This is a genomic window from Vandammella animalimorsus (genome assembly GCF_002285265.1).
Lineage (GTDB): Bacteria > Pseudomonadota > Gammaproteobacteria > Burkholderiales > Burkholderiaceae_C > Lampropedia.
In genome coordinates this window covers 62,331-84,554 of record NZ_NSJB01000001.1, presented here as the reverse complement: position 1 = coordinate 84,554, position 22,224 = coordinate 62,331, and the positions used below count along the sequence as shown (strand labels likewise).

The window sequence follows — 22,224 nt, the reverse complement described above, 5'->3', positions numbered from 1 at the left end:
CCTGCGAACACCTATTGCAAGGCCGGCCTGCATGAAAACCCGCGCTGTGGTCCTGACTTTTCGTGTCATCATCGCAGGCCGAGCCGATGCGCATGCAGCGGATCGATGCGGGCCTGCGCATGCGCCGCCCATGGGGCACACGCCGAGCAAGGCCGCGCTGTTTTTCAACCTCAAGCAAAGGAATACACAATGAGTCGTGAAGTCGTGGTCGTCAGTGCCGTGCGCACTGCCATCGGTACCTATGGCGGCAGCCTCAAGGACATGCCGCCCACCGCGCTGGGCGCGCTGGTGCTCAAGGAGTCGCTCAAGCGTGCGCAGCTCGAAGGCAAGGATGTGGGCCATGTGGTGTTCGGCCACGTCGTCAATACCGAGCCGCGCGACATGTACCTCTCGCGCGTGGCCGCCATCGAAGGCGGCTGCCCGATCGAGACGCCGGCCTTCAACGTCAACCGCCTGTGCGGCTCGGGCCTGCAGGCCATCGTCTCGGCCAGCCAGAGCATTTTGCTGGGCGATGCGGACGTGGCCATTGGCGCTGGCGCCGAGAGCATGAGCCGCGCACCCTACGCCAGCCTCAACACCCGCTGGGGCGCGCGCATGGGCGACGTGAGCCTGGTGGACATGATGGTCGGCGCGCTGCACGACCCGTTCAACACCGTCCACATGGGCGTGACGGCCGAGAACATCGCCGCCAAGTGGGGCATCAGTCGTGAGGACCAGGACCAGCTGGCGCTGGAGAGCCACCAGAGAGCCGAGCGCGCCACCGCCGGCGGCTACTTCAAGGACCAGATCGTGCCCGTGAGCATCAAGACCCGCAAGGGCGAGGTGGTGTTCGACACCGACGAGCACTTCCGCGCCGGCGCCAAGCTGGAGGACTTCGGCAAGCTCAAGCCCGTGTTCGTCAAGGAAAACGGCAGCGTCACGGCCGGCAATGCCTCGGGCCTGAACGACGCCGCCGCCGCCGTGGTGCTGATGGAGGCCAAGGCCGCCCGGAGCAAGGGCCTCAAGCCCATGGCGCGCCTGGTGGCGTATGCGCACGCTGGCGTGGAGCCGCTGTACATGGGCATCGGCCCGGTGCCCGCCTCCAAGCTGGCGCTGCAAAAAGCCGGCCTGAGCATCAATGATCTGGACGTGATCGAGGCCAACGAAGCCTTTGCCGCCCAGGCCTGCGCCGTCACGCGCGATCTGGGACTGGATCCGGCCAAGGTCAACCCCAACGGCTCGGGCATCTCGCTGGGCCACCCCATCGGCGCCACCGGCGCGCTGATCACCGTCAAGGCCCTGCACGAGCTGCAGCGCATCAACGGCCGCTATGCGCTGGTGACGATGTGCATCGGCGGCGGCCAGGGCATTGCCGCCATCTTCGAACGCATGTGAATGTGATCTGAGAGACTGTTCAAAGCGCTCCAGGGCGCACTGCACAGCCAAGCCACGCAGCCGCCAGGCCCGCGTGGCTTTTTTTCATGCCCGCGCGCCCGGCACCCGGCGGCGCGCCAGCAGCAAATAGACCGTGGGCACCAGCAGCAGCGTCAGCAGCGTGCCCAGGCCCATGCCGCCAACGATGACCCAGCCAATCTGGCGCCGGCTTTCGGCCCCGGCGCCGCTGGCCAGGGCCAGCGGCAGTGCGCCCAGCGCCATTGCGGCCGTGGTCATCAGGATGGGGCGCAGGCGCTGCACGGCGGCAGTGCGCGTGGCCTGCGCCAGCGCCATGCCCTGCTGGCGCATCTGGTTGGCAAACTCAACGATCAGGATGCCGTGCTTGGTGATCAGCCCGACCAGCGTGATCAGCCCGATCTGCGAATAGACGTTGAGCGTGCCGCCGCTGAGCCACAGGGCCAGCAGCGCGCCCACCATGGACAGGGGCACCGAGACCATGATGACCAGCGGATCGACGAAGCTTTCGAACTGTGCCGCCAGCACCAGGTAGATGAACAGCAGCGCCAGCGCAAAAACCAGCGTCAGCGCGCCCTGGGCGCTGCGGTACTCGCGCGATGCGCCGCTCAAAGCCGTGGCATAGCCCTGGCCAGCCGGCAAAGTGCGTGCGGCCAGCTCATCCATGAAGTCCAGCGCCTGGCCCAGCGTGTGGCCGGGCGCGATGCGCGCAGTCAGCGTGGCTGAGCGGCGCTGGCCGAAGTGGTTGAGCTCACGCGGCGCCGCGCCCTCATCGCTGCGCAGCAGCGCCGACAGCGGCACCAGCGCGCCCTGGGCGCTGCGCACCTGAATGCGGCCGATTTGCTCTGGCGTGGCGCGCGCCGGCGCCGCCAGCTGCACCCAAACGTCGTACTGCTCGGCGCCTTTCTTGTAACGCGTGACGATGCGCCCGCCCAGCAGGCTCTCCAATGTGCGCGCCACCGTGGCCGGCTGCACGCCCAGATCGGCCGCGCGCTCGCGATCGACCTCGATGCGCAGCTGCGGCGCACTCAGGCGCAGATCCACGTCCGGGCTGTCGATGGCCGGGTGCTCGCGCATGGCCTGCATGAACTGCTGCACGATCTCGTGCAGTTGCTCGTAGCTGCCGGTGGTCTGGATCACATACTGCAGCGGCCGGCTGCTAAAGCCCATGCCCAGCGGCGGCGGCGTGTTCAGAAAGCTGAACACGCCCGGCACCTCGCGCATGTCCTGCCCGACCTGCGCGGCCAGCGCCTCGATGCCGCGCTCGCGCTCGCTCCAGTCCACAGTGCGCACGATCAGCGTGCCGTTTTGCACCGTGGGGTTGCCGACGCTGGCGAAAACGCGATCGAACTCCGGGTGGCGCCGCACCAGCGCCTCGGCCTCGCGCACATAGCGGTCGGTGTAGTCCAGCGAAGCGCCATCGGGCGCGCTCATGCGCACCTGCAGCGTGCCGCGATCTTCCATTGGCGCCAGCTCGGCCGGCAGGCGCGGATACAGCCAGGCCAGCGCCAGACCGCAGCCGAGCATGGCCAGCAACACGGCCATGCGCCCGGCCCAGACTGGTCGCTGCGCCGCTGCAGCCAGCAAGGTTGATGCAGCCGGTGGCGGCGCGAGCGCTGTCTCTTTCGCGGCGGCCGGAGCCTGCCCGGCCGCCTCGGCGCGTGTGCGCACCGTCCAGCCCAGCACGCTTGCATAGCCGCGTTCCAGCCCGCGCAGCGCCCGCTGCACGGCCTGCGCCCAGCGCCCGGCCTGGGCATGGGGGCGCAACAGCAGCGCGCACAGCATGGGCGAGAGCGTCAGCGCCACAAAGCCCGAGACCAGCACGGCCCCGGCCAGCGTGAGCGCGAACTCGGCAAACAGCCGCCCGGTGCGCCCTGGCGTAAAGGCCAGCGGCGCATAGACGGCCGCCAGCGTCAGCGTCATGGCGACGATGGCAAAGCCGATCTCGCGCGCGCCCGCGATGGCGGCCTCAAAGGGCCGCTGCCCGGCCTCAATGTGGCGGTGGATGTTCTCCAGCATGACGATGGCGTCGTCCACCACCAGGCCAATGGCCAGCACCATGGCCAGCAGCGTCAGCGTATTGATCGAAAAGCCCGCCAGCGCCATCAGCGCAAAGGTGCCGATCAGGCTGATGGGGATGGTGACGATGGGCACCAGCGCCGCGTGCAGCGAGCCCAGCAAGAGCACGATGACCAGCACCACCAGCAGCACAGCCTCGGCGATGGTGGCGTACACGCTGGCGATGGAGCGCTCGATGAACACCGCGTTGTCGTTGGCGATGGTGACCTGCACATCGCCGGGCAGCTCGGCGCGCAGGCGCTGCAGCGCCTGGCGAATGCCTGCGGCCACCTCCAGCGGATTGGCCGTGGCCTGGCGCACGATGCCCATGGAGACGGCCTCTTGCCCATTGAAGCGCACGCGGCTGCGCAGGCTGGCCGGCCCTTCCTCGACCTGGGCCACGTCGCCCAGGCGCAGCTTCAGGCCCGCGCCATGGCGCAGCACGATGTCGGCAAACTGGCTGGGCGTGGCCAGCTCGGTGTGCGAGACGACGTTCAGCTCTCGCTCGTGCGATTCGATGCGCCCTGCGGGCAGCTCCAGATTGCTGGCGCGGATGGCGCTCTCGATCTCCTCAACCGTCAGCCCGTGCGCGGCCATGCGCTCGGGCTGCAGCGCGACGCGCATGGCGTAACGGCGCTCGCCAAAAATGGGCGTGTCGGCCACGCCCGGCACGGTTTGCAGCAATGGGCGCGCAATGCGCAGCATCAGCTCGTTGATCTCCAGCGGGCTGCGCTGCGCTGAGCTGAAGGCCAGCCAGATCACCGGCGTGGCATCGGCCTCGACCTTGGCCACGACCGGCTCGTCAATCTCCGCCGGCAGGCGGGCGCGCACGCGCGCGACGCGGTCGCGCACCTCGGCAGCGGCGCTGTCCGGATCCTTCTCCAGCACGAAGCGCACGGTAATCTGCGCTTGCCCGGCGCGGCTGATGGAGCTGATCACGTCCACGCCTTCGATGCCTGCGATCGAGTCCTCCAGCGGCTTGGCCACGCGCGACTCCACCACTGCTGCCGAAGCGCCGCTGTAACTGGCGCGCACCGTCACCACCGGCTCGTCGGTGCGCGGGTATTCGCGCACCGTGAGCGTGAAAAAGCTCACCAGCCCCACCAGTACCAGCAGCAGCGACATCACCGTGGCCAGCACCGGCCGGCGCACCGACAGCTCGCTCAGGCCCATGGCACACCCCGCATGGCACTGTGGCGCAGCGGCTGCCCAGGCGCGGGCGCTGCGCCGAGCGTTGCACCGGACGCGGTGTCCTGGCCCGCCTCGGGGCTGGAGCCGGCATGGGGACTGGGGTTGGCGTGATTGGGCAACGGCGGCGGCTCAGGCTCGGCCCAGCGGATGCGCACGCGCTGGCCCGAGCGGTTGGCGCGGTGCTGGCCGGCCACCATCACCACATCGCCCACTGCCAGGCCCTCACCGCGCACCTCCACCCAGCCGGGCAGGCGCTGGCCCAGTTGCACCGGCAGGCGCTCGGTGCGAAACACCGTCTGCGGCGGCCAGCCCATGCGGCCATCGCCCTGCGGCGTGGGCGCCTGGGCCTGCCAGGGCTGCACCCGGATCAGCGCTGGCCCCTGGGCATTGCTCAGCACAGCCTGCTCTGGCACCAGCACGGCCTGGGCGCGCTCTTGCAGCACCAGCTCCACCTGGGCCGACATGCCCGGGCGCAACTGCCGGTCAGGGTTGGGCAGGCGCGCGCGCAATGCCAGCGCACGCTCTTGCGCATCGACCAGCGGGTCGATGGCCTGTACCGTGGCCTGGCGCTGCACGCCGGGCAGCGCGTCAAAGCGCAGCTGCACGGCCTGGCCCACGGCCAGTTGCGCGGCCACGCGCTCAGGCAGGCGGAAGTCCACCAGCAGTACATCCAAATCCTGCAGCTGCAGCACCACCTCGCCTTCGCGCACGTAGTCGCCCACGTGCACATCGGCCAGGCCGGCCACTGCGTCGAACGGCGCCTGAATGCGCAGACGCTCGAGCTGGGCCTGGGCCAGATCACGCCGCGCCTGGGCGATCTGCAGCTTGGCCGCGCTTTCTTCGAGCGCGGCGCGGCTGATGAAGCCGCGCTGCACCAGCTCGCGGCTGCGGCCGTGGTTGGCGCGGGCCAGCTCCAGCTCGGCCTGGGCCTGCTGCCAATGGGCGCGCTCGAGCCGATCGTCCAGCTGCAGCAGCAACTGGCCCTTGCGCACCGGCTGGCCTTCGCGGAAGTGGATGGCGCGTACCCGACCGCTGGCCTGCGGGCGCAGCGCACTGCTCTGGCGCGCGCGCAGTGTGCCAGTGGCCTGCGCCACATCGCGCAGCGGCCGGCCAATGGCCTGGGCCACCTCGATCAAGGCCGGGGCACTGGCCGATGCATTGGCCTGCGGCCCAGGCTTCAAGGGCGCTGCAGGCCCTGCAGATGGCCGCTCCCCCTGCCCTGCCGCAGTATTGCCCGCTGCCTGCCAGCCCAGCGTGCGCGCCAGCAATGCCTGCCCCTCAGGGCGCTGCAGCCACCAGGCCAGCAGCAGCGACAGCAGCAGAACGATCAGCAACAGGGTTTTGCGCAACAAGGGCCGCATGGCACACCGACAAGGCAAGAAAACAAAGCAAACCTCTGCACCACCCCAGCGGCTGGCGCCGGGTAGTGCAGAGGTTCTCGAACAAAGCCAAAGCCCGCACGGCGGCGGGCGGCGCTCAAGGATACAGGCCGCGCAGCTCGCGGGCGAGCAGGATGCGCGAGCAGGCCACGATGAAGGTGGCCGTGCGCAGGTTGACCTGGTGCTGCTGCGCCACCTGCCAGACGGCGTGGAAGGCGTCCTTCATGATCTTGACCAGGCGCTGATTGATCTCGTCCTCGGTCCAGAAAAAGCTGGAGAAGTCCTGCACCCACTCGAAGTAGCTCACCGTCACGCCGCCTGCGTTGGCAATCACGTCGGGCAGCACCAGCACGCCCTTGTCATCCAGGATGTCATCGGCGCCGGGCGTGGTCGGGCCGTTGGCGCCCTCGATCACCATGCGCGCCTTGATGCGCGGCGCATTGTCTTCGGTGATTTGCCCTTCCAGCGCCGCCGGGATGAGGATGTCGCAGTCCACGCCCCAGAATTCATCACCGCTGAGCTTGTCGGCCTTCTTGAAGCCGCCCACGCCGCCGCTGTCGCGCACATGCGCCAGCAAGGCCTCCATATCCAGCCCGCTGGCGCGGTAGAGCGAGCCTGTGTGGTCCTGCACGGCGACGATCTTGGCGCCGGCCTCGGCAAACAGACGCGCAGCCGTGCCGCCCACGTTGCCCAGGCCCTGCACGGCCACGCGCGCGCCTTCGATGTCCAGGCCGATGAGCCGGGCCGCCTCGACGCCAACGGTGAACACGCCGCGCCCGGTGGCCTCACGCCGCCCCAGTGAGCCGCCAATCTCCACCGGCTTGCCGGTGACCACGCCCGTGGCCGTGGCGCCGATGTTCATGGAGTAGGTGTCCATCATCCAGGCCATGGTGCGCTCATTGGTGTTCACGTCCGGCGCGGGGATGTCCTTGTTCGGGCCGATGATCAGGCCGATCTCGCTGGTGTAGCGGCGCGCCACGCGCTCGAGCTCGGCCTGCGAATACTGGCGCGGGTCGATGCGGATGCCGCCCTTGGCACCGCCATAGGGCACATTCACGGCCGCGTTCTTGATCGACATCCAGGCCGACAAGGCCATGACTTCGGAGAGGGTCACATCCTGGTGAAAGCGCACGCCGCCCTTGCCCGGCCCGCGCGAGAGGTTGTGCTGCACGCGATAGCCCTCGAAATGCGCCACCGAGCCATCATCGAGCTCGATGGGAACGTCCACAATCAGCGAGCGCTTGGGGTGCTTGAGCGTCTCGACCCACTTGGCCAGATGGCCCAGGTAGGGCGTGACGCGATCGACTTGCTTCAGGTAAATGCCCCAGGGGCCCAGGTGGGCCGGATCCAGATACGAGGGCAGCGCATGCTGCTGCGACAGTGGCGACGACGGCGCTGCCGCCGGCTTGGCGCCCTGGCCCTTGGCGGCCTTGGCAGCGTGTTTCGCCTCGCGCTTGGCGCGGCCTTTGGCGTCCTTGTCCTTTTTCTTCGCGGCATCCTTGGCTGCCGACTTGTTCTTGCCAGAAGGGGGCATATTGATCTCCTTACCTCTACACATAGTCAACGCAACGGCCGGCAGCATAAGCGCGGCGTCAGGCCTTGTCCATGCCACCGGCGCGCAAAGCCCAGCCAATGGCGCTACAGTCTCGCGCTTTGCCGACCCCACCGAACCGCCGCCATGAAACTCCAGGGCAAACGCCGCCGCATCGTCTATGTGCTGATCTACGAGGCCATCGCCATTGCCGTATCCAGCTGGGGGCTGGCGCTGCTGAGCAGCAGCGGCATGCAACGCGCGCTGCTGGCGGCCGTGGCAGCATCGGTCACTGCCGTGACCTGGAACTACATCTTCAATACTTTCTTCGAGCGCTGGGAGGCGCGCCAGCCCACCCAGGGTCGCAGCATTCGGCGCCGCCTGGCCCACGCCCTGGGCTTCGAGGGCGGACTGATCTTCTTCCTGGTGCCGCTGCTGGCCTGGCTGCTGGGCGTGAGCCTGTGGCAGGCCTTTGTGATGGACTTTGGCCTGATGCTGTTCTTTCTCATCTACACCTTCGTCTTCACCTGGTGCTTTGACCGCATCTTCGGCCTGCCCGCAGCCGCCCAGTCGCCTCAGGGTGCGCAGGCGCGCTGAGCCAGTCAGCGCCCAACCGCCAGGCGGCGCGCTGGCACAATTGCGGGCTTTCCCGCATCCCCCCACTTTGACAGGCCCTTCATGACTGCTGCATCCCCTGCCGCATCTTCTGCCACGCCCCCTGCCCTGCCGCCGCTGCGCCTGGCGGGGCTGGAGCCTTTGACCATCGACGAAGGCACGCTGTTCGTCAACATTGGCGAGCGCACCAACGTCACCGGCTCCAAGGCCTTTGCGCGCATGATTCTCAACGGACAGTACGAGGAAGCTCTGGCCGTGGCGCGCCAGCAGGTGGACAACGGCGCGCAAATCATCGACGTGAACATGGACGAGGCCATGCTGGACTCCAAGACGGCGATGGTGCGCTTTCTGAACCTGATTGCCAGCGAGCCGGACATTGCGCGCGTGCCCATCATGGTCGATTCCTCCAAGTGGGAGGTGATCGAGGCCGGGCTGCGCTGCATCCAGGGCAAGGGCGTGGTCAACTCCATCTCGATGAAGGAGGGGGTGCAGGAGTTCAAGCGCCAGGCCACGCTCATCAAGCACTACGGCGCAGCGGCCGTGGTGATGGCCTTTGACGAGAAGGGCCAGGCCGACACCTTTGCGCGCAAGATCGAGATCTGCGAGCGCGCCTATCGCATCCTGGTCGATGAGGTGGGCTTCCCGCCCGAGGACATCATCTTCGACCCCAACATCTTCGCCGTGGCCACCGGCATCGAGGAGCACGACAACTACGCCGTGGAGTTCATCGAGGCCACGCGCTGGATCAAGCAAAACCTGCCGGGCGCGAAGGTCTCGGGCGGGGTGAGCAACGTCTCCTTCAGCTTCCGCGGCAACGACCCGGTGCGCGAGGCCATCCACACCGTGTTCCTCTACCACGCCATTGCGGCGGGCATGGACATGGGCATCGTCAACGCCGGCATGATTGGCGTGTATGACGACCTGGAGCCGACCTTGCGCGAGCGCGTGGAGGACGTGATCCTCAACCGCCGCCCCGATGCGGGCGAGCGCCTGGTGGAAATTGCCGAAAGCGCCAAGGGCCAGGCTAAGGACGAGAGCAAAAAGCTCGAATGGCGCGGCACGCCAGAACACCCCGTGCCGGTGGAAAAGCGCCTGGCGCATGCGCTAGTGCAGGGCATCACCGACTTCATCGTGCAGGACACGGAAGAGGCCTGGCAGGCCATTCGCGCCAAAGGCGGGCGGCCGCTGCACGTCATCGAAGGGCCGCTGATGGACGGCATGAACATCGTGGGCGACCTGTTCGGCCAGGGCAAGATGTTTTTGCCGCAGGTGGTCAAATCCGCGCGCGTGATGAAGCAGGCCGTGGCCCACCTGGTGCCCTACATCGAGGAGGAAAAGCGCCAGCTCCAGGCCAGCGGCGCGCAGGTCAAGAGCAACGGCAAGATCGTCATGGCCACCGTCAAGGGCGACGTGCACGACATTGGCAAGAACATCGTCTCCGTCGTGCTCGAGTGCAACAACTTTGAAGTGGTCAACATGGGCGTGATGGTGCCCTGCCACGAAATCCTCGCCAAAGCCAAGGAAGAAGGCGCGGACATCATCGGCCTCTCGGGCCTGATCACCCCCAGCCTGGAGGAAATGCAGTACGTGGCCGGGGAGATGCAAAAGGACAACTGGTTCAAGGAGCGCGGCATCCCGCTGCTCATCGGCGGCGCCACCACCAGCCGCGTGCACACCGCCGTGAAGATCGCGCCGCACTACGAAGGCCCGGTCGTCTACGTGCCCGATGCCTCGCGCAGCGTGGGCATTGCGCAAAACCTGCTGGGCGAGAGCGCCAGCGCCTTCATCGCCGAAACCCAGGCCGATTACGAACACGTGCGCCAACTGCACGCCAACAAAAAGCCCGCCGCGCTCTGGCCGCTGGAGCAGGCGCGCGCCAACGCCACCCCCATCGACTGGAGCGCCTGGCGCCCCGCCGCGCCACGTGCGCTGGGCCGGCGCGTGTTTCACAACATCGATTTGCGCGAGCTGGAGCGCTTCATCGACTGGGGGCCGTTCTTCCAGACCTGGGACCTGGCCGGCCCCTTCCCCGCCATCCTGGACGACGAAATCGTCGGCGTCGAGGCGCGGCGCGTCTATGCCGACGGCCAGGCCATGCTGCGCAAGATCATCGACGGGCGCTGGCTCAAGGCCAGCGGCGTCATGGGCCTGTACCCGGCCAACAGCGTGGGCGACGACATCGTCTTCTACCGCGACGAGGCCCGCACCCAGCCGCTGATGACCTGGTGGGGCCTGCGCCAGCAAGCGCCCAAGCAGGCCGTGGGCGGCGTCATGCGCCCCAGCCGCTGCCTGGCCGACTTCGTCGCGCCCAAAAGCAGCGGCATTGCCGACTACGCCGGCATGTTCGCCGTCACCGCCGGGCTGGACATCGAGAAAAAAGAAAAGGAATTCGAGCGCGCGCTGGACGACTACTCGGCCATCATGCTCAAGGCCCTGGCCGACCGCCTGGCCGAAGCCTTTGCCGAATACCTGCACTGGCGCGTGCGCACCGACCTGTGGGGCTACGCCGCGCAGGAGGCGCTCTCCAACGAGGAGCTGATCGCCGAGAAATACCAGGGCATCCGCCCCGCGCCCGGCTACCCCGCCTGCCCCGACCACAGCGCCAAGACCGCCTTGTTCGAGACCCTGCGCACCGACGAAATCGGCATGCGCCTGACCGAAAGCCTGGCCATGTGGCCCGCCTCCAGCGTCAGCGGCTTTTACATCGCCCACCCCGAGAGCAGCTACTTCACCCTGGGCAAGATCGGCCAGGACCAACTGCAAGACATGGCCCAGCGCCGCGCCATGCCCGAGGACGAACTGCGCCGCCTGCTCGCGCCCGTGCTGGGCCACTGACGAGACAGCGGCGCGGCATACGGCGCGGCACATCGCCCGCTAGATCACGCCCGCCACATCGGCGCGCACATCCCCCCACACCGCCCCCGCCGGCCTTGATGGCGGGGGCTGGCCGTGCCCGGCCAGCGTGTTGACCCACACCGGCAAAAACCCACTGCGCCCGCACCCGGCCACGTGGCTTTTTGCGGTCCATTTATGCTCAAAAAGAGAATAAAATGGCGCGCCCGCGCGGCCTGCGGCTTTGGGGAGGTCAGCGCACCCCCAGCGGCCCTGCGTGCGCTGCAAATCGGGATCGAATGCCAGGCGCACAGCAGCAGCAACAGCAGCAGAGCCCACCCCAGGCCGCCGGGCACACGGCGCGGCGCTTGCCGCGCAGACCTTTCTTGACCTTTTTCTCTTGCCGCCATGCACCCTGCCGCCCCCCTGCCCGAGACCGACATCCCCCCGCTGCCGCGCATCATGCTGGAGCCACTGGTGCGCGCCACGTTGCTGGAAGACCTGGGCCGGCGCGGCGATCTGACCAGCGACGCCATCGTGCCCGCCAGCGCCCAGGCCACGCTGGAGCTGCGCGCGCGGCAAAGCGGCGTGCTTGCCGGGCTGGGCTGCGCGCAGCTGGCCTTCGAGCTGATCGACCCCGGCATCCGCTTCGAGGCCCTGCTGGCCGATGGCGCGCGCCTGCAGCCTGGCGACTGCATCGCGCGGCTGCAGGGCTCGGCGCGCGCCATGCTCACCGCCGAGCGCAGCGCGCTGAACCTGCTGGGCCTGCTCAGCGGCGTGGCCAGCGCCACGGCGCGCATCGCCGATGCCATCGCCGCCACCACCACCCGCGTGACCTGCACGCGCAAGACCCTGCCGGGCCTGCGCGCGCTGCAAAAGTACGCCGTGCGCGTGGGCGGCGGCAGCAACCACCGCTTCGGGCTGGACGACGCCATCCTCATCAAGGACAACCACATCGCCATCGCCGGCGGCCTGCCCCAGGCCGTGCAGCGCGCCCGCGCCGCAGCCGGGCACATGGTGCAAATCGAGGTGGAGGTGGACACCCTGGCCCAGCTCGAGCAGGCGCTGGCGCTGCAAGTGCCCATCGTGCTGCTGGACAACATGGACCTGCCCACACTGGGCCAGGCCGTGCAGATGGCGCGCGGGCGCGCCATCACCGAAGCCTCGGGCCGCGTCACGCCCGAGACCGCGCCGCAGATCGCCGACACCGGCGTGGACCTGATCGCCGTGGGCTGGATCACGCACAGCGCGCCGGTGCTGGACATCGGCCTGGATGCGCTCTCCGGCTGATCCCGCCAGCCAATCCCGCCAACTGGCCCCGCCTGCACCGCCCCAACCACCCATCGCCGCCGCCATGCCCGCCCTCGCCCTGCCCCGCCTGCGCACAAGTTTTGCCCGCGCCATGCGCGCCCTGCCTGGCCGCCTGCTGCTGGGCCTGGCCCTGGGCGCGGCCAGCGCCGCACACGCCCAGCCAACGCCAACGCCCGCGCAGGCGCAGCCCGCCGCCAGCGCAATCTGGCCCAGCAAGCCCATCACCATCGTCGTGCCCTTTGCCGCAGGCGGCGGCACCGACCTGCTGGCGCGCAAGCTCGCCGCCGAGCTCGAGCGCGCCCTGGCCCAGCCCGTGCTGGTGGACAACCGCGCCGGCGCCAGCGGCAACATCGGCGCGGCCCACGTGGCGCGCGCCGCCGCCGATGGCCACACGCTGCTGATGGCCAACAGCACCTTTGCCATCAACCCGGCCGTGCTGGGCACGCCCGGCTTCGAGCCCGCGCGCGACTTTCGCACCATCATCAACGTCGGCACCATCGCCTCGGTGCTGGTCGTGCCCGGCGATGCGCCGATGCGGGATCTCCCGGCGCTGCTGGCCGCCAGCGCCCAGGGGGCGCAGAGCGCACAGGGCGCACAGGGCGCACAGAACGTGCAAGGCGCCGCCCAGGGCGCGCCGCGCAGCCAGGCGCTGTTCTTCGCCTCCTGCGGCAGCGGCACGCCCCAGCACCTGGCCGGCGCCATGCTGCAGGCCCGCCAGCCGCACATCAGGCTGGAGCAAGTGCCCTACAAAGGCTGCGGCCCCGCCCTGGCCGACGTGCTGGGCCGGCAAGTGCCGCTGGGCATCGTCACCGCCTCCAGCGCCATGCCGCTGCTGCAATCGGGCCGGCTGCGCGCGCTGGCCGTCACCTCGCCCCAGCGCTCGCCGCTGCTGCCTGGCGTGCCCACTGTGGCCGAACAAGGCCTGCCCGGCTACGCCATGGAGCAATGGCACGGCCTGCTGGCGCCCGCCGGCACCCCCGACGCCGTGGCCTACCGCCTGCACGACGTGCTGGCCCAGGCCCTGCAAACGCCGGCGCTGCGCGCCCAGCTGCACGAGCTGGGCTACCACATCAGCAGCCCCGAGCAGGCCCACCCCGAGAGCTTCCGCCAACTGCTGCTTGGCGACCTGCAGCGCTTTGCGCAGCTCGCGCGGCAGCTGCAGCCTTGAAGGGCTGTGCGCAATGTCCTTGCGGCCTGCGGCGCATGGCCTTGATGCGCCCCACTGGCTCGCTTTGTGATCTGCAGCAGCAAACTTGAAACTGGGCCCAGCAGCCTGCATGCCCGGCCCATGCAGACAGAAACGCCGCCGCGGCAGTGCCCTGCCGCGGCGGCGTTTTCCTGTTGGGCCCGCACTGGGCCGTGCAAAGGGCGATGCGCCTGGTGGCGCATCGGCGGCTTTAGAGCGTGTTCTGCTCGAACGTTGACAAATCCAAGACCTGGCCGCTGACTGCCATCGCCATCTCGCAGGTCGCTCTCGTCATGCCCGCGAAGGCGGGCATCCAGCGCCACACTTGCGCACGAGAGGGGGATTGGCACATGGCAGTGCCGCCCAGCGTCACAACTGGACACCCGCCTTCGCGGGTGTGACGAGAACCAGCGGCGCTTGCAGGAAATGTCTTCATGAATACCGAATCCGCCCTAAAAGCGCTGCTTCGCGCTCACCAGCGCCAAGTCAGGCTGGCCGTTACCTTGCGTGGCTCGCCGTAGAAGCACCCGTAGGTGCAACTGGCGATGTAAGTCTTGTCGGTGAGGTTGCTCACGTTCAGCGCAAAGCGCCAGAGGCCGTGGTCATAGCCAATCATTGCGTCCAGTACGGTGTAGGCGGGCACGTTGGCGTCCATCCACACGCCGCGTGTACCGCCAACGTGGCGCAGACCTGCGCCCATATGCAGACCGGGCAGCCCTTGGCTGGCAAAATGGTAATCGCCCCACAGCGAGAACTGCTGGCGCGGCACGCCGCCGCTGCGCTTGCCTACTTCCTCGGGCGTAAGCGGGCTGCTTTCAATGGTGCGTGCGTCGGTGTAGGCGTAGGCAGTAATCAGATTGACGTGTTTGCCGATGGCGGTGCGCGCCTCCAACTCCAGCCCGCGTGAGCGTACCTTGCCCAGTTGCACTGAGAAATTGCTGTCCACTGGGTCGCCCACCAGATTGTTGCGCTTGGTCAACTGGTAGAGCGATGCGCTGAGCAGGGTACGGCTGCCCTCGGGCTGATAGCGCAGGCCAAGCTCCCACTGCTGGCCGCGCGTGGGCTTGAAGCGCGCGCCGGTGCGGTCGGTACCCGCCTGCGGCTCGAAGGACTGGCTGAAGCTGGCAAAGGGTGCCCAGCCGTTGCCCGCCAGATAGACCAGCCCGGCGCGGCCAGTGAAGGCGCTGGTGCGCTCGTTGTCGGCGCTGCGCTCGCCGGTGAAAAAGTTCCATTCGCTGTGGCGCACGCGGTCGTAACGCCCGCCCAACAGAGCCACCCAATGTTGGCCAAACTTCATCTGGTTTTGTGCGTACAGACCCACGCGGCGGGTTCTGGTATTGGGTGAATAGCCGGTGCTGGCTTCGCGTTCGGCCACGGCGCTGCCGTAGCGGGGCGTGAACACGTCCAGCGGCTGGGTTTGCAGGTTGTACTGCTCCGAGTCATCGTGCTGGCGCAGGCTGTCCAGCCCGATCAGGCTGGTGTGCTTCATGCCGCCGCTGCGCCACTGGTATTGCAGCGAGGTGTCGCTGGTCAGCGACTGGTTGCGGTCGTAACGCTCGACGCCGTAGCGGTTAATCTGGCGCAGCGCGGCATCGGCCCAGCCGTCGTCGCCCACATTCACGTATTGGCCGTCGCCCTTGAAGTAGCGCAGGTTGTGGCGCAGCTTCAGCGCGGGGCTGAAGGCGTGCTCGAACTGGTAGCCCAGCGCGTACAGGTCATGCGCGTAGCGGTCAAAGCCCGGCTCGCCAATCAAGCGTTGGCGCGGGATGCGGCCATTGGGGTTGGGCAGCAATGTGCCTTCGGCGGGCAGACCGTAGAGATAAGCGGTTCGGTCGTGCTGGTAGTGCGCCAGAAGGGTCAGCGCGGTGTTCGCGCTGGGCTGCCATTTCAGTGCCGGGGCAATGAAACGGCGCTTGTCCGGCACGTGCTCGACAAAGGTGTCGCTGTCGCGCAGCAGGCCGGTCAAGCGCCAGGTCCACACGCCGTCCTCGGTGAGCTTGCCGCCAAAGTCGCCCGCGACCTGCTTGCGGCGGAAGTTGCCCAGCTCGGCGCGCAACTCGCGCAGCGGCTCGGCGCTGGGGCGTTTGCTTACCGCATTGATCACGCCGCCAGGGCCGCTCATGCCGTAGAGCACCGAGGATGCGCCCTTGAGCAGCTCCAGCCGCTCCATGCCATACGGCTCCATGCGGCCGCTGTAGGGATTCACTTTGTACTTGAGGCCGTCCATGAACAGACTGCCAGCGTCCGCACCGGCGCTGAAGCCGCGAATGAAGAAACTGTCCGTAGTGCGGTCGCTGCCCTCGCTGCGGTGCACCCCGGCGGCGTAGCTCAGGGCTTGGTTCATATCTTCGGCCTGCCGCATCTCCAGTTCCTGCGCACCGATCACGGTGACGGACTGCGGCGTCTCCAAGAGCGGCGTATCCGTCTTGGTGGCCGTGGCGTTGCGGCGCGCGGCGTAGCCCAGCACGGGGCCGGTGGCGCTCTCGGGCGCGGCCTGCACGGTGACGGCGGGCAGGGTCTGGGCTTGGGTGGCCCTGCGCGCCTGCGCCGCTGGCTGGGCTGGGGCCGGGCGCAGCACGTAGCTGCCGTCGGCCTGCTGCACGGCTTGCAGGCCGCTGCCGGCCAGCAGCGCGACCAGGCCGCTTTGCGGGCTGTGGCGGCCTTGCACGCCCGGGCTTTGGCGGCCCTGGGCCAGCTCGGCACTGCCCGAGAGCAGCGCGCCCGATTCGGCCAGAAAGCGCATCAGCACCACATGCAGCGGCCCGGCCTCAATGGCGTAATGGCGCGGGGCCGCAGCCGCGCTGCCCGGCTGGGATTGGGGCTGGGCCTGCGCCGGGCTGGCCCACAGCGCGGCGGCGGCCAGGCCGCCGGCCAGGCCGATGTGGGCGGCCAGCACCAGCGGGCGCAGGGCCAGGCCGGGCGCGGTCTGCATGGTCTGTAAACAGGCCCGCGCATGTGTGGCGGGACGGCGGCGGGAGCGGGGGTGGCAAGGCATGGTGGTCCTCTTTTTCCTTGGGTGTTCGGGTTGCGGGGGCCAGCGGCTGGCGCCGTGGCAAGCGCCCGGGCAGGCGCTCACCCCGTAAACCGGATGAGGCGGGAAAAAGTGGCAATCGGGCTGGCTGGGGGCGATGTTCAGCGCATCTCGACGCTGGTCCACCACGGCAGCGGTTGCGTGATGCGGATGGGCAGGGCGCGCTCGAGCATGGCCAGGGCGGTGTCCACGTCGTCCAGCGGGTAGCTGCCCAGCACCTGCAGGCGGGCGGCGGCCGGGGCGATGGCGATGTGGCCGCGCCGGTAGCGGGCCAGCTCGGCGATGACCTGGCCCAGGGGGATGCCCTGCGCCAGCAGCACGCCTTGCGCCCAGGCCTGGCGCGCCGGGTCGGCGGCGGCGGCGGCGTGCAGGCGGCGGGCGCTGAAGCGCACCTGCTGGCCGGCGTGCAGCGTGGCCTGCTGGCCGCTTTCGGCCAGGGTGATCTGCACTGCGCCTTCATAGACGGCCAGCTGCGTGCGACTGCCGCCCTCGCTGCCTTCATCGCCTTCACCATCTTCCAGGCGCACGTTGAAGCGGGTGCCCAGCGCGCGCATGCGGCCATGGGCGGTATCGACGACGAAGGGGCGGCCAGCCGCGTCGGCGGCGGTTTGCACCAGGATTTCGCCGCTGCGCAGGCGCAGGCGGCGCAGGTCGGCGCGCACGTCCTCGTCCAGCGCGGTGGCGCTGGCCAGCCAGATCTGGCTGCCATCGGCCAGGCGGATGTCGCGCCGCTGGCCGGTGGCGCTGCGGTGGTCGGCAGCCCAGGCCAGCACGGCGTCCAGCGCGCCGGGCTGCTGGCGCCACACGGCCCAGCCCAGCAGGCCGCCCGTGCCAGCCACGGCGGCCACGCCCAGCAGGGTGCGCCGCCGCGCCAGCCGGGCGCTGGCAGTTTGCAGGGCGTCGGCCGCCAGGCGCGAGGCCGCTTCGTGCCGCAAGGGCTGAAAGCGCTGGCTGACGCGCTCGACAAAGCCCCAGGCGGCGCGGTGCTCGGGCGCGCCATCCAGCCAGGCCTGCCAGCGCGCGCGCTCGGCCGCGCTGGCCTGGCCCGATTGCAGCAGCGCGAACCACTGGGCCGCCTGCTGCATGGCCTGCTGCGGGGGCGGGCTGGGCGGCATGGCCGGGCCGGGGTCAGTGCCGGCGTCAGTGCCGGCGTCAGGGCCGGGGGCAAGGTCGGGATGGGGGCCAACATCGGGGCCGGGCGGGATGTAGGGCTTCATGGCGCGCTGGATTCTCGCAGGGCTTTCAGCGCCGGTTCAAACCCAAACAGCAATTTCTGTCTTGACAGAAATTTCAGTTGCTATACAGTCCCACCGCATGGAACTGACCGATATCGCACGCCGCTTCGTCGTCCACTGGGGCGAAATGGGCTCTGCCTGGGGCGTCAACCGCACGGTGGCGCAAATCCATGCGCTGCTGTTCATCCACGGCCGCCCGCTGCATGCCGAGGCGCTGGCCGAGACCCTGGGCGTGGCGCGCTCGAACGTGAGCAACAGCCTCAAGGAGCTGCAAAACTGGAACCTGATCCGCGTCACCCACGTGCTGGGCGACCGGCGCGATTACTTTGAAACCTCCAGCGACGTCTGGGCGCTGTTTCGCACCATCGTGCGCGAGCGCAAGGAGCGCGAGTTCGACCCCACCACGCGCCTGCTGGCCGAGCTGGTGGCGCGCGAGGACTTCGCCGCCGAGCCGCCCGACGCGCAAGACCGCCTGCGCGAAACCCTGCGCTTCATGCAGGCGCTGGGCGCCTGGAGCGAGGAGATGCTGCGCCTGTCGCCCAGCACGCTGGAAAAAGTGCTCAAGCTCGGCGCCAGCGTGCAAAAGCTGGTGCGCTGAACCTTCAACCGACCAGGAAAGCCCCATGCGCATTCAGACCCACATCGACATCGCGGCCAGCGCCGCCACCTGCTTTGACCTGAGCCAGGACTACGCCCTGCGCCCGCTGTGGGACAGCCTGACCCCGCACGCCCAGCCCGCCACCGCCGCCGACGGCACGCGCGTGGCGCACTGCCCGGCCCCGCTGGGCATGGCGTTTGACGTGGCCTACGTGAACTTTCAACGCCCGCGCGTGGCCGCCTTCCGCCTGCTGCGCGGGCCCTGGCTGTTCGCCGCGCTGGCGGGCAGCTGGCGCTTCGTGCCCGAGGGGCCAGAGCGCTGCCGCGTGCACTTCACTTACCACTTGCGCCTGCACCGGGCCGTGGCCTGGCTGCTCACGCCGCTGGTGGGCCGCTACGTGCAACGCCAATCGCGCCAACGCCTGCGCGCCCTCAAGCACCTGGCCGAAAACCTGGCCGAAAACCTGGAGCCACGCACAGGCCGCGAAAGCAACGCAAGCCGCCGCACCCCTTTTTTTGCGCCTTGATTTCACTTTTTTCTGAAATATCCATCTTTTCAAACCAAGGATGACGCCATGCCCGCCACCTACCCCCTGACGCTGTACTACGACGCCTCCTGCCCGCTGTGCGCGGCGGAGATGCACGCGCTCTTGCAGCGCGACGCGCACGGCCGCCTGCGGCTGGTGGACTGCTCGCCCCCCGGCTTTGACGGCGCGCCCGCCGGCTGCACCCAGTCCGAGCTGATGCGCCTGATGCACGCCCAGACCGCCGACGGCCGCGTGCTGGTGGGCGTGCCCGCGTTCGAGGCCGCCTACGCCGCCGTGGGCCGCCAGCGCGTGGCGCGCGCCCTGCGCCATCCGCTGCTGGGCCGGCTGGCGCGCGCGCTCTACCCGCACCTGGCGCGCCACCGCCAGCGCCTGCCCCGCTGGCTGGCGCGCTGGCTGTTCGCGCGCACGCCGGCCCAGCCCTTGCAGGAGGCGCAAGCCCACGCCGCCCGCCATGCCAGCCAGCGCTGCGGCCCGGCGGGCGCTTGCCGCCTGGATGAAAGCGGCGCGCCCCGTCAACCATCCCCCAAGTAAGGGCTGTTCGCCTTCCACGCCCTTGAAAGGAGCCTTGCCATGACAGCCCCCGCATCCCCCATGCCCACCACCGCCGCCGCCCCCACCGCGCTGCTGTGCGGCGCCAGCGGCTTCATTGGCCGCCACATCGCCCAGGCCCTGCGCCGCGCGGGCTGGCAGGTGCGCGCCGCCAGCCGCCACAGCAGCCCGGCCGTGGATTTCACCCAGGCCAGCACGCCCGCGCACTGGGCGCCGCTGCTGCATGGTGTGCAGGCCGTGGTCAACGCCGTGGGCCTGCTGCGCGACAGCCGCGCGCGGCCCATGGCGCTGGTGCACGATGCCGCCCCGCGCGCCCTGTTCGACGCCTGCGCCGCCCACGGTCTGCGCCGCGTGGTGCAGATTTCCGCGCTGGGCATCGCCCACGGCGCCACCGCCTACGCCCGCACCAAGCGCGCCGCCGACGCCCGCCTGCTGGCGCTGACCGAGGCCGGCCAGCTCGACGGCGCGGTGCTGCGCCCCAGCCTGGTGTTTGGCGCGGGCGGCGAGAGCACGCGCCTGTTCATGGTGCTGGCGCGCCTGCCCTGGCTGGCCCTGCCGCGCCCGGTGCTGCAAGCGCGCGTGCAGCCCCTGGCCGTGTGGGACCTAGCCGATGCCGTGGCGCGCCTGCTGCCGCCGCCCGCTGGCGCGGCCACGGCCACAAGCGCCACCACTGACTTCACCGCCAACAACACCGTCAACAACATCGTCAACAACACCGCCGCATTCACCGGCCTGGCCGATCTGGCTGGCCCGCAGGCCATGACGCTGGCCGAGTACATCGCCCTGCTGCGCACGCAACTGGGCGCGCTGGATGGCAAAGCGCCTGCCCGCCCCGCCCGCATCTGGCCCCTGCCCCATTGGCTGACCCAAGCCAGCGCGCGCCTGGGCGATGCCCTGCCCTTTTCCCCCTGGTGCAGCCAATCGCTGGCCCTGCTGGCCAGCGACAACGTGGCCGACGCCCACACCCTGCCCGCGCTGCTGGGCCGCCCGGCCACGCCCCCGGCGCGCTTCGTCGCGGGCCTGGCCGCATCCGCCGGAGGCTGACATGCCAAACACACCCGCCACACCCGCAACCAGCCACGCCCCGCATGGCCTCCACGCCCCTGGCGCACTGCGCCTGCTGCGCGCCAGCCTGATCGCCGTGTGCTGGCTCACCGTGGCCGCCAGCCTGATCGAGTGGAACGGCCAAAGCCTGGCGCTGCTGCGCGCCGGTGGCGTGCCGCCGGGGCCGCTGGCGCACGCGCTCATCGGCGGCGGCGTGGCGCTGGACATCGCCCTGGCGCTGGCGCTGACCTGGCGGCCCACCCGCGCCACCTACGCCCTCACGGCCCTGGCCGTGCTGGGCCTGACGCTGGCCGCCACCGCGCTGCTGCCCGCGCTGTGGCTGCACCCCATCGGCCCGCTGAGCAAGAACCTGCCCATCCTGGCCATTCTTTTCGTCCTCTACCGCAGCGCCCCATGAACAGCTACCTCATCGTCAAATGGCTGCACATCGTCAGCAGCGTGCTCATGGTCGGCACGGGCTTTGGCTCGGCCTTCTACATGTTCTTTGCCAACCGCTCGGGCAACGTGGCCGCGCAGGCCGTGGTCAGCCGCCTGGTGGTGCGCGCCGACACCTGGTTCACCACGCCCGCCGTCATCGTGCAGCCCGTCACCGGCGTGCTGCTGGCCTACTGGGCCGGCTGGCCGCTGAGCACGCCGTGGCTGGCCGCCTCGCTGGCGCTGTACGCGCTGGCCGGCGCCTGCTGGCTGCCCGTGCTGTGGCTGCAACTGCGCATGGCGCGCATGGCCCAGGCCGCCCACGCCAGCGGCAGCGCCCTGCCCGCCAGCTACGCGCGCCTGGCCCGCTGGTGGGAGGCGCTGGGCTACCCGGCCTTCATCGCCATGGTGCTGGTGTACTGGCTGATGGTGAACAAGCCCGCGCTGTGGGCGGCGGCGTGACAGGTTCTCACGTGACAGGTTCTCACGTGACAGGTTCTCACGTGACGGGCTCTCACGTGACGGGCTCTCAATCGGCCGGCTGGGCCAGCGCGCGCGCTTCGAGCTGCATGCAGTGCAGCATGGCCTGGGCAATGTAGTGGCCAACCGTGCGCGGGCACACGCCCAGCTCGCGCGCCACTTCCTGGTGCGTCATGCCGCAGGCGGTGGCCAGCACGAAGGCGCGCGCGGCCTTGGGCGGCAGCTGGCGCAGCATGCGGTCCACTTCATACAAGGCTTGCAGCACGGCGGCCTGCTCTTCGGCGGAAGGGGCCAGCGCCTCGGGCTGGGCGGCCAGGGTGTGCAGCCAGGCCTGCTCGATCTCGCGGCGGCGCCACAGGTCGATGCACAGGCCGTGGGCGATGGTGCGCAGGTAGGCGCGCGCCTGCGGGGCGCTGCCCAATATGCCGGGGGCGCCGGGGGCGGCGGGCACGGCGCGCGGGCGCAGGAGCAGGCGCACGAAGGTGTCTTGCGCCAGGTCGGCCGCGTCGCAGGCGTCGCCCAGGCGGCGGCGCAGCCAGTCTTGCAGCCAGCCGTGGTGGTGGGCGTACAGGGCTTGGATGTGCTGGGGCTCCAGCGCGGTGTTGGCGGCGCCCATGGTCTCCTTTCGTGCCCCAGGGCTGGCGGCAAAAATGGTTGGCAAGCAGCTGCTGCAAAGGCGCGGCGGCCAGCGCCAGGGCGGCGGCTGGCCGGCAGGCCTGCAGGGCGTTTCATGCACATCGTGGGCCGCGCGCGAATCGGCTCTTCTGGCGATCTTCTGATGCTCCGTCTGGCAGGCCTGGTTGCCGTGGCCTG

18 protein-coding genes are annotated in these 22,224 nt (G+C 69.6%); 12 read left to right on the top strand and 6 right to left on the bottom strand.

Annotation, left to right across the window (positions count from 1 at the left end; all coding sequences use genetic code 11):
* Positions 1–31 precede the first annotated feature (31 nt).
* Positions 32–193 carry a hypothetical protein gene (locus CK625_RS13820; RefSeq protein WP_172425036.1) on the top strand — a complete coding sequence of 54 codons (162 nt, stop codon included), beginning with the start codon at positions 32–34 and terminating at the stop codon, positions 191–193.
* Entirely contained in the window at positions 190–1,374 is a 1,185-nt protein-coding gene (bktB, locus tag CK625_RS00365; RefSeq protein ID WP_095538315.1) for a beta-ketothiolase BktB, read from the top strand. The genes CK625_RS13820 and bktB overlap by 4 nt, the downstream gene beginning before the upstream one ends.
* Positions 1,375–1,458: 84 nt before the next feature.
* Here the strand turns inward: bktB and CK625_RS00360 are convergent, their stop codons facing one another.
* The 3 genes from CK625_RS00360 to CK625_RS00350 form a co-directional block, all read right to left on the bottom strand.
* Positions 1,459–4,620 (bottom strand): efflux RND transporter permease subunit, encoded by a 3,162-nt coding sequence (locus CK625_RS00360; RefSeq protein WP_095538314.1) that lies wholly within the window; start codon positions 4,618–4,620, stop codon positions 1,459–1,461.
* Positions 4,611–5,999, bottom strand: coding sequence for an efflux RND transporter periplasmic adaptor subunit (locus CK625_RS00355; protein WP_095538313.1), 1,389 nt, complete (start codon positions 5,997–5,999; stop codon positions 4,611–4,613). Before CK625_RS00355 ends, CK625_RS00360 begins: the two co-directional genes overlap by 10 nt.
* A gap of 115 nt (positions 6,000–6,114) precedes the next feature.
* Positions 6,115–7,551 carry a Glu/Leu/Phe/Val family dehydrogenase gene (locus CK625_RS00350; RefSeq protein WP_095538312.1) on the bottom strand — a complete coding sequence of 479 codons (1,437 nt, stop codon included), beginning with the start codon at positions 7,549–7,551 and terminating at the stop codon, positions 6,115–6,117.
* 144 nt (positions 7,552–7,695) lie between these two features.
* Here CK625_RS00350 and CK625_RS00345 point away from each other — a divergent pair, with 144 nt between their 5' ends.
* From CK625_RS00345 to CK625_RS00330, 4 genes are all read left to right on the top strand, one after another.
* Entirely contained in the window at positions 7,696–8,145 is a 450-nt protein-coding gene (locus tag CK625_RS00345; RefSeq protein WP_095538311.1) for a PACE efflux transporter, read from the top strand.
* 81 nt (positions 8,146–8,226) lie between these two features.
* The gene (metH, locus tag CK625_RS00340; RefSeq protein ID WP_095538310.1) at positions 8,227–10,998 is read left to right on the top strand and encodes a methionine synthase; all 2,772 of its coding nucleotides are present in this window, start codon (positions 8,227–8,229) and stop codon (positions 10,996–10,998) included.
* 405 nt (positions 10,999–11,403) lie between these two features.
* Positions 11,404–12,285, top strand: a complete 882-nt coding sequence (nadC, locus tag CK625_RS00335; protein WP_095538309.1) for a carboxylating nicotinate-nucleotide diphosphorylase — start codon at positions 11,404–11,406, stop codon at positions 12,283–12,285.
* A 112-nt stretch (positions 12,286–12,397) separates the two neighbouring features.
* Positions 12,398–13,474, top strand: coding sequence for a tripartite tricarboxylate transporter substrate-binding protein (locus CK625_RS00330; protein WP_095538308.1), 1,077 nt, complete (start codon positions 12,398–12,400; stop codon positions 13,472–13,474).
* Positions 13,475–13,964: 490 nt separating this feature from the next.
* On the opposite strand, the gene CK625_RS00325 is transcribed toward CK625_RS00330, so the two are convergent.
* Both CK625_RS00325 and CK625_RS00320 read right to left on the bottom strand, forming a co-directional pair.
* Positions 13,965–16,424: a TonB-dependent siderophore receptor gene (locus CK625_RS00325; protein ID WP_095538307.1), complete on the bottom strand. Its 2,460-nt coding sequence runs from the start codon at positions 16,422–16,424 to the stop codon at positions 13,965–13,967.
* 200 nt (positions 16,425–16,624) lie between these two features.
* Positions 16,625–17,740 (bottom strand): FecR domain-containing protein, encoded by a 1,116-nt coding sequence (locus CK625_RS00320; RefSeq protein WP_238945427.1) that lies wholly within the window; start codon positions 17,738–17,740, stop codon positions 16,625–16,627.
* A 97-nt stretch (positions 17,741–17,837) separates the two neighbouring features.
* Between CK625_RS00320 and CK625_RS00315 the strand changes: the two genes are divergently transcribed.
* Genes CK625_RS00315 through CK625_RS00290 form a run of 6 tightly spaced genes read left to right on the top strand, consistent with a single transcriptional unit; the run spans position 17,838 to position 21,393 of the window.
* A complete protein-coding gene (locus tag CK625_RS00315; RefSeq protein ID WP_095538306.1) occupies positions 17,838–18,356 on the top strand; it encodes a GbsR/MarR family transcriptional regulator in 519 nt (172 codons plus the stop codon).
* Between the two features lie 25 nt (positions 18,357–18,381).
* Positions 18,382–18,882, top strand: a complete 501-nt coding sequence (locus tag CK625_RS00310) for a type II toxin-antitoxin system RatA family toxin (RefSeq protein WP_095538305.1) — start codon at positions 18,382–18,384, stop codon at positions 18,880–18,882.
* A 48-nt stretch (positions 18,883–18,930) separates the two neighbouring features.
* Positions 18,931–19,434 (top strand): thiol-disulfide oxidoreductase DCC family protein, encoded by a 504-nt coding sequence (locus CK625_RS00305; RefSeq protein WP_095538304.1) that lies wholly within the window; start codon positions 18,931–18,933, stop codon positions 19,432–19,434.
* 39 nt (positions 19,435–19,473) lie between these two features.
* Positions 19,474–20,496 (top strand): NAD-dependent epimerase/dehydratase family protein, encoded by a 1,023-nt coding sequence (locus tag CK625_RS00300; RefSeq protein WP_238945426.1) that lies wholly within the window; start codon positions 19,474–19,476, stop codon positions 20,494–20,496.
* A gap of 1 nt (position 20,497) precedes the next feature.
* Entirely contained in the window at positions 20,498–20,914 is a 417-nt protein-coding gene (locus tag CK625_RS00295) for a DoxX-like family protein (RefSeq protein ID WP_095538302.1), read from the top strand.
* Positions 20,911–21,393, top strand: a complete 483-nt coding sequence (locus CK625_RS00290) for a DUF2269 family protein (RefSeq protein WP_095538301.1) — start codon at positions 20,911–20,913, stop codon at positions 21,391–21,393. Before CK625_RS00295 ends, CK625_RS00290 begins: the two co-directional genes overlap by 4 nt.
* A gap of 67 nt (positions 21,394–21,460) precedes the next feature.
* Here the strand turns inward: CK625_RS00290 and CK625_RS00285 are convergent, their stop codons facing one another.
* Entirely contained in the window at positions 21,461–22,027 is a 567-nt protein-coding gene (locus CK625_RS00285) for a sigma-70 family RNA polymerase sigma factor (RefSeq protein ID WP_095538300.1), read from the bottom strand.
* Between the last annotated feature and the right edge of the window lie 197 nt (positions 22,028–22,224).

Excerpts from the sequence above, each read along its gene's own strand:
- CK625_RS13820 (WP_172425036.1), top strand. The coding sequence starts at position 32 with ATGAAAACCCGCGCTGTGGTCCTGACTTTTCGTGTCATCATCGCAGGC.
- bktB (WP_095538315.1), top strand. The coding sequence starts at position 190 with ATGAGTCGTGAAGTCGTGGTCGTCAGTGCCGTGCGCACTGCCATCGGT.
- CK625_RS00360 (WP_095538314.1), bottom strand. The coding sequence starts at position 4,620 with ATGGGCCTGAGCGAGCTGTCGGTGCGCCGGCCGGTGCTGGCCACGGTG.
- CK625_RS00355 (WP_095538313.1), bottom strand. The coding sequence starts at position 5,999 with ATGCGGCCCTTGTTGCGCAAAACCCTGTTGCTGATCGTTCTGCTGCTG.
- CK625_RS00350 (WP_095538312.1), bottom strand. The coding sequence starts at position 7,551 with ATGCCCCCTTCTGGCAAGAACAAGTCGGCAGCCAAGGATGCCGCGAAG.
- CK625_RS00345 (WP_095538311.1), top strand. The coding sequence starts at position 7,696 with ATGAAACTCCAGGGCAAACGCCGCCGCATCGTCTATGTGCTGATCTAC.
- metH (WP_095538310.1), top strand. The coding sequence starts at position 8,227 with ATGACTGCTGCATCCCCTGCCGCATCTTCTGCCACGCCCCCTGCCCTG.
- nadC (WP_095538309.1), top strand. The coding sequence starts at position 11,404 with ATGCACCCTGCCGCCCCCCTGCCCGAGACCGACATCCCCCCGCTGCCG.
- CK625_RS00330 (WP_095538308.1), top strand. The coding sequence starts at position 12,398 with ATGCGCGCCCTGCCTGGCCGCCTGCTGCTGGGCCTGGCCCTGGGCGCG.
- CK625_RS00325 (WP_095538307.1), bottom strand. The coding sequence starts at position 16,424 with ATGCAGACCGCGCCCGGCCTGGCCCTGCGCCCGCTGGTGCTGGCCGCC.
- CK625_RS00320 (WP_238945427.1), bottom strand. The coding sequence starts at position 17,740 with ATGAAGCCCTACATCCCGCCCGGCCCCGATGTTGGCCCCCATCCCGAC.
- CK625_RS00315 (WP_095538306.1), top strand. The coding sequence starts at position 17,838 with ATGGAACTGACCGATATCGCACGCCGCTTCGTCGTCCACTGGGGCGAA.
- CK625_RS00310 (WP_095538305.1), top strand. The coding sequence starts at position 18,382 with ATGCGCATTCAGACCCACATCGACATCGCGGCCAGCGCCGCCACCTGC.
- CK625_RS00305 (WP_095538304.1), top strand. The coding sequence starts at position 18,931 with ATGCCCGCCACCTACCCCCTGACGCTGTACTACGACGCCTCCTGCCCG.
- CK625_RS00300 (WP_238945426.1), top strand. The coding sequence starts at position 19,474 with ATGACAGCCCCCGCATCCCCCATGCCCACCACCGCCGCCGCCCCCACC.
- CK625_RS00295 (WP_095538302.1), top strand. The coding sequence starts at position 20,498 with ATGCCAAACACACCCGCCACACCCGCAACCAGCCACGCCCCGCATGGC.
- CK625_RS00290 (WP_095538301.1), top strand. The coding sequence starts at position 20,911 with ATGAACAGCTACCTCATCGTCAAATGGCTGCACATCGTCAGCAGCGTG.
- CK625_RS00285 (WP_095538300.1), bottom strand. The coding sequence starts at position 22,027 with ATGGGCGCCGCCAACACCGCGCTGGAGCCCCAGCACATCCAAGCCCTG.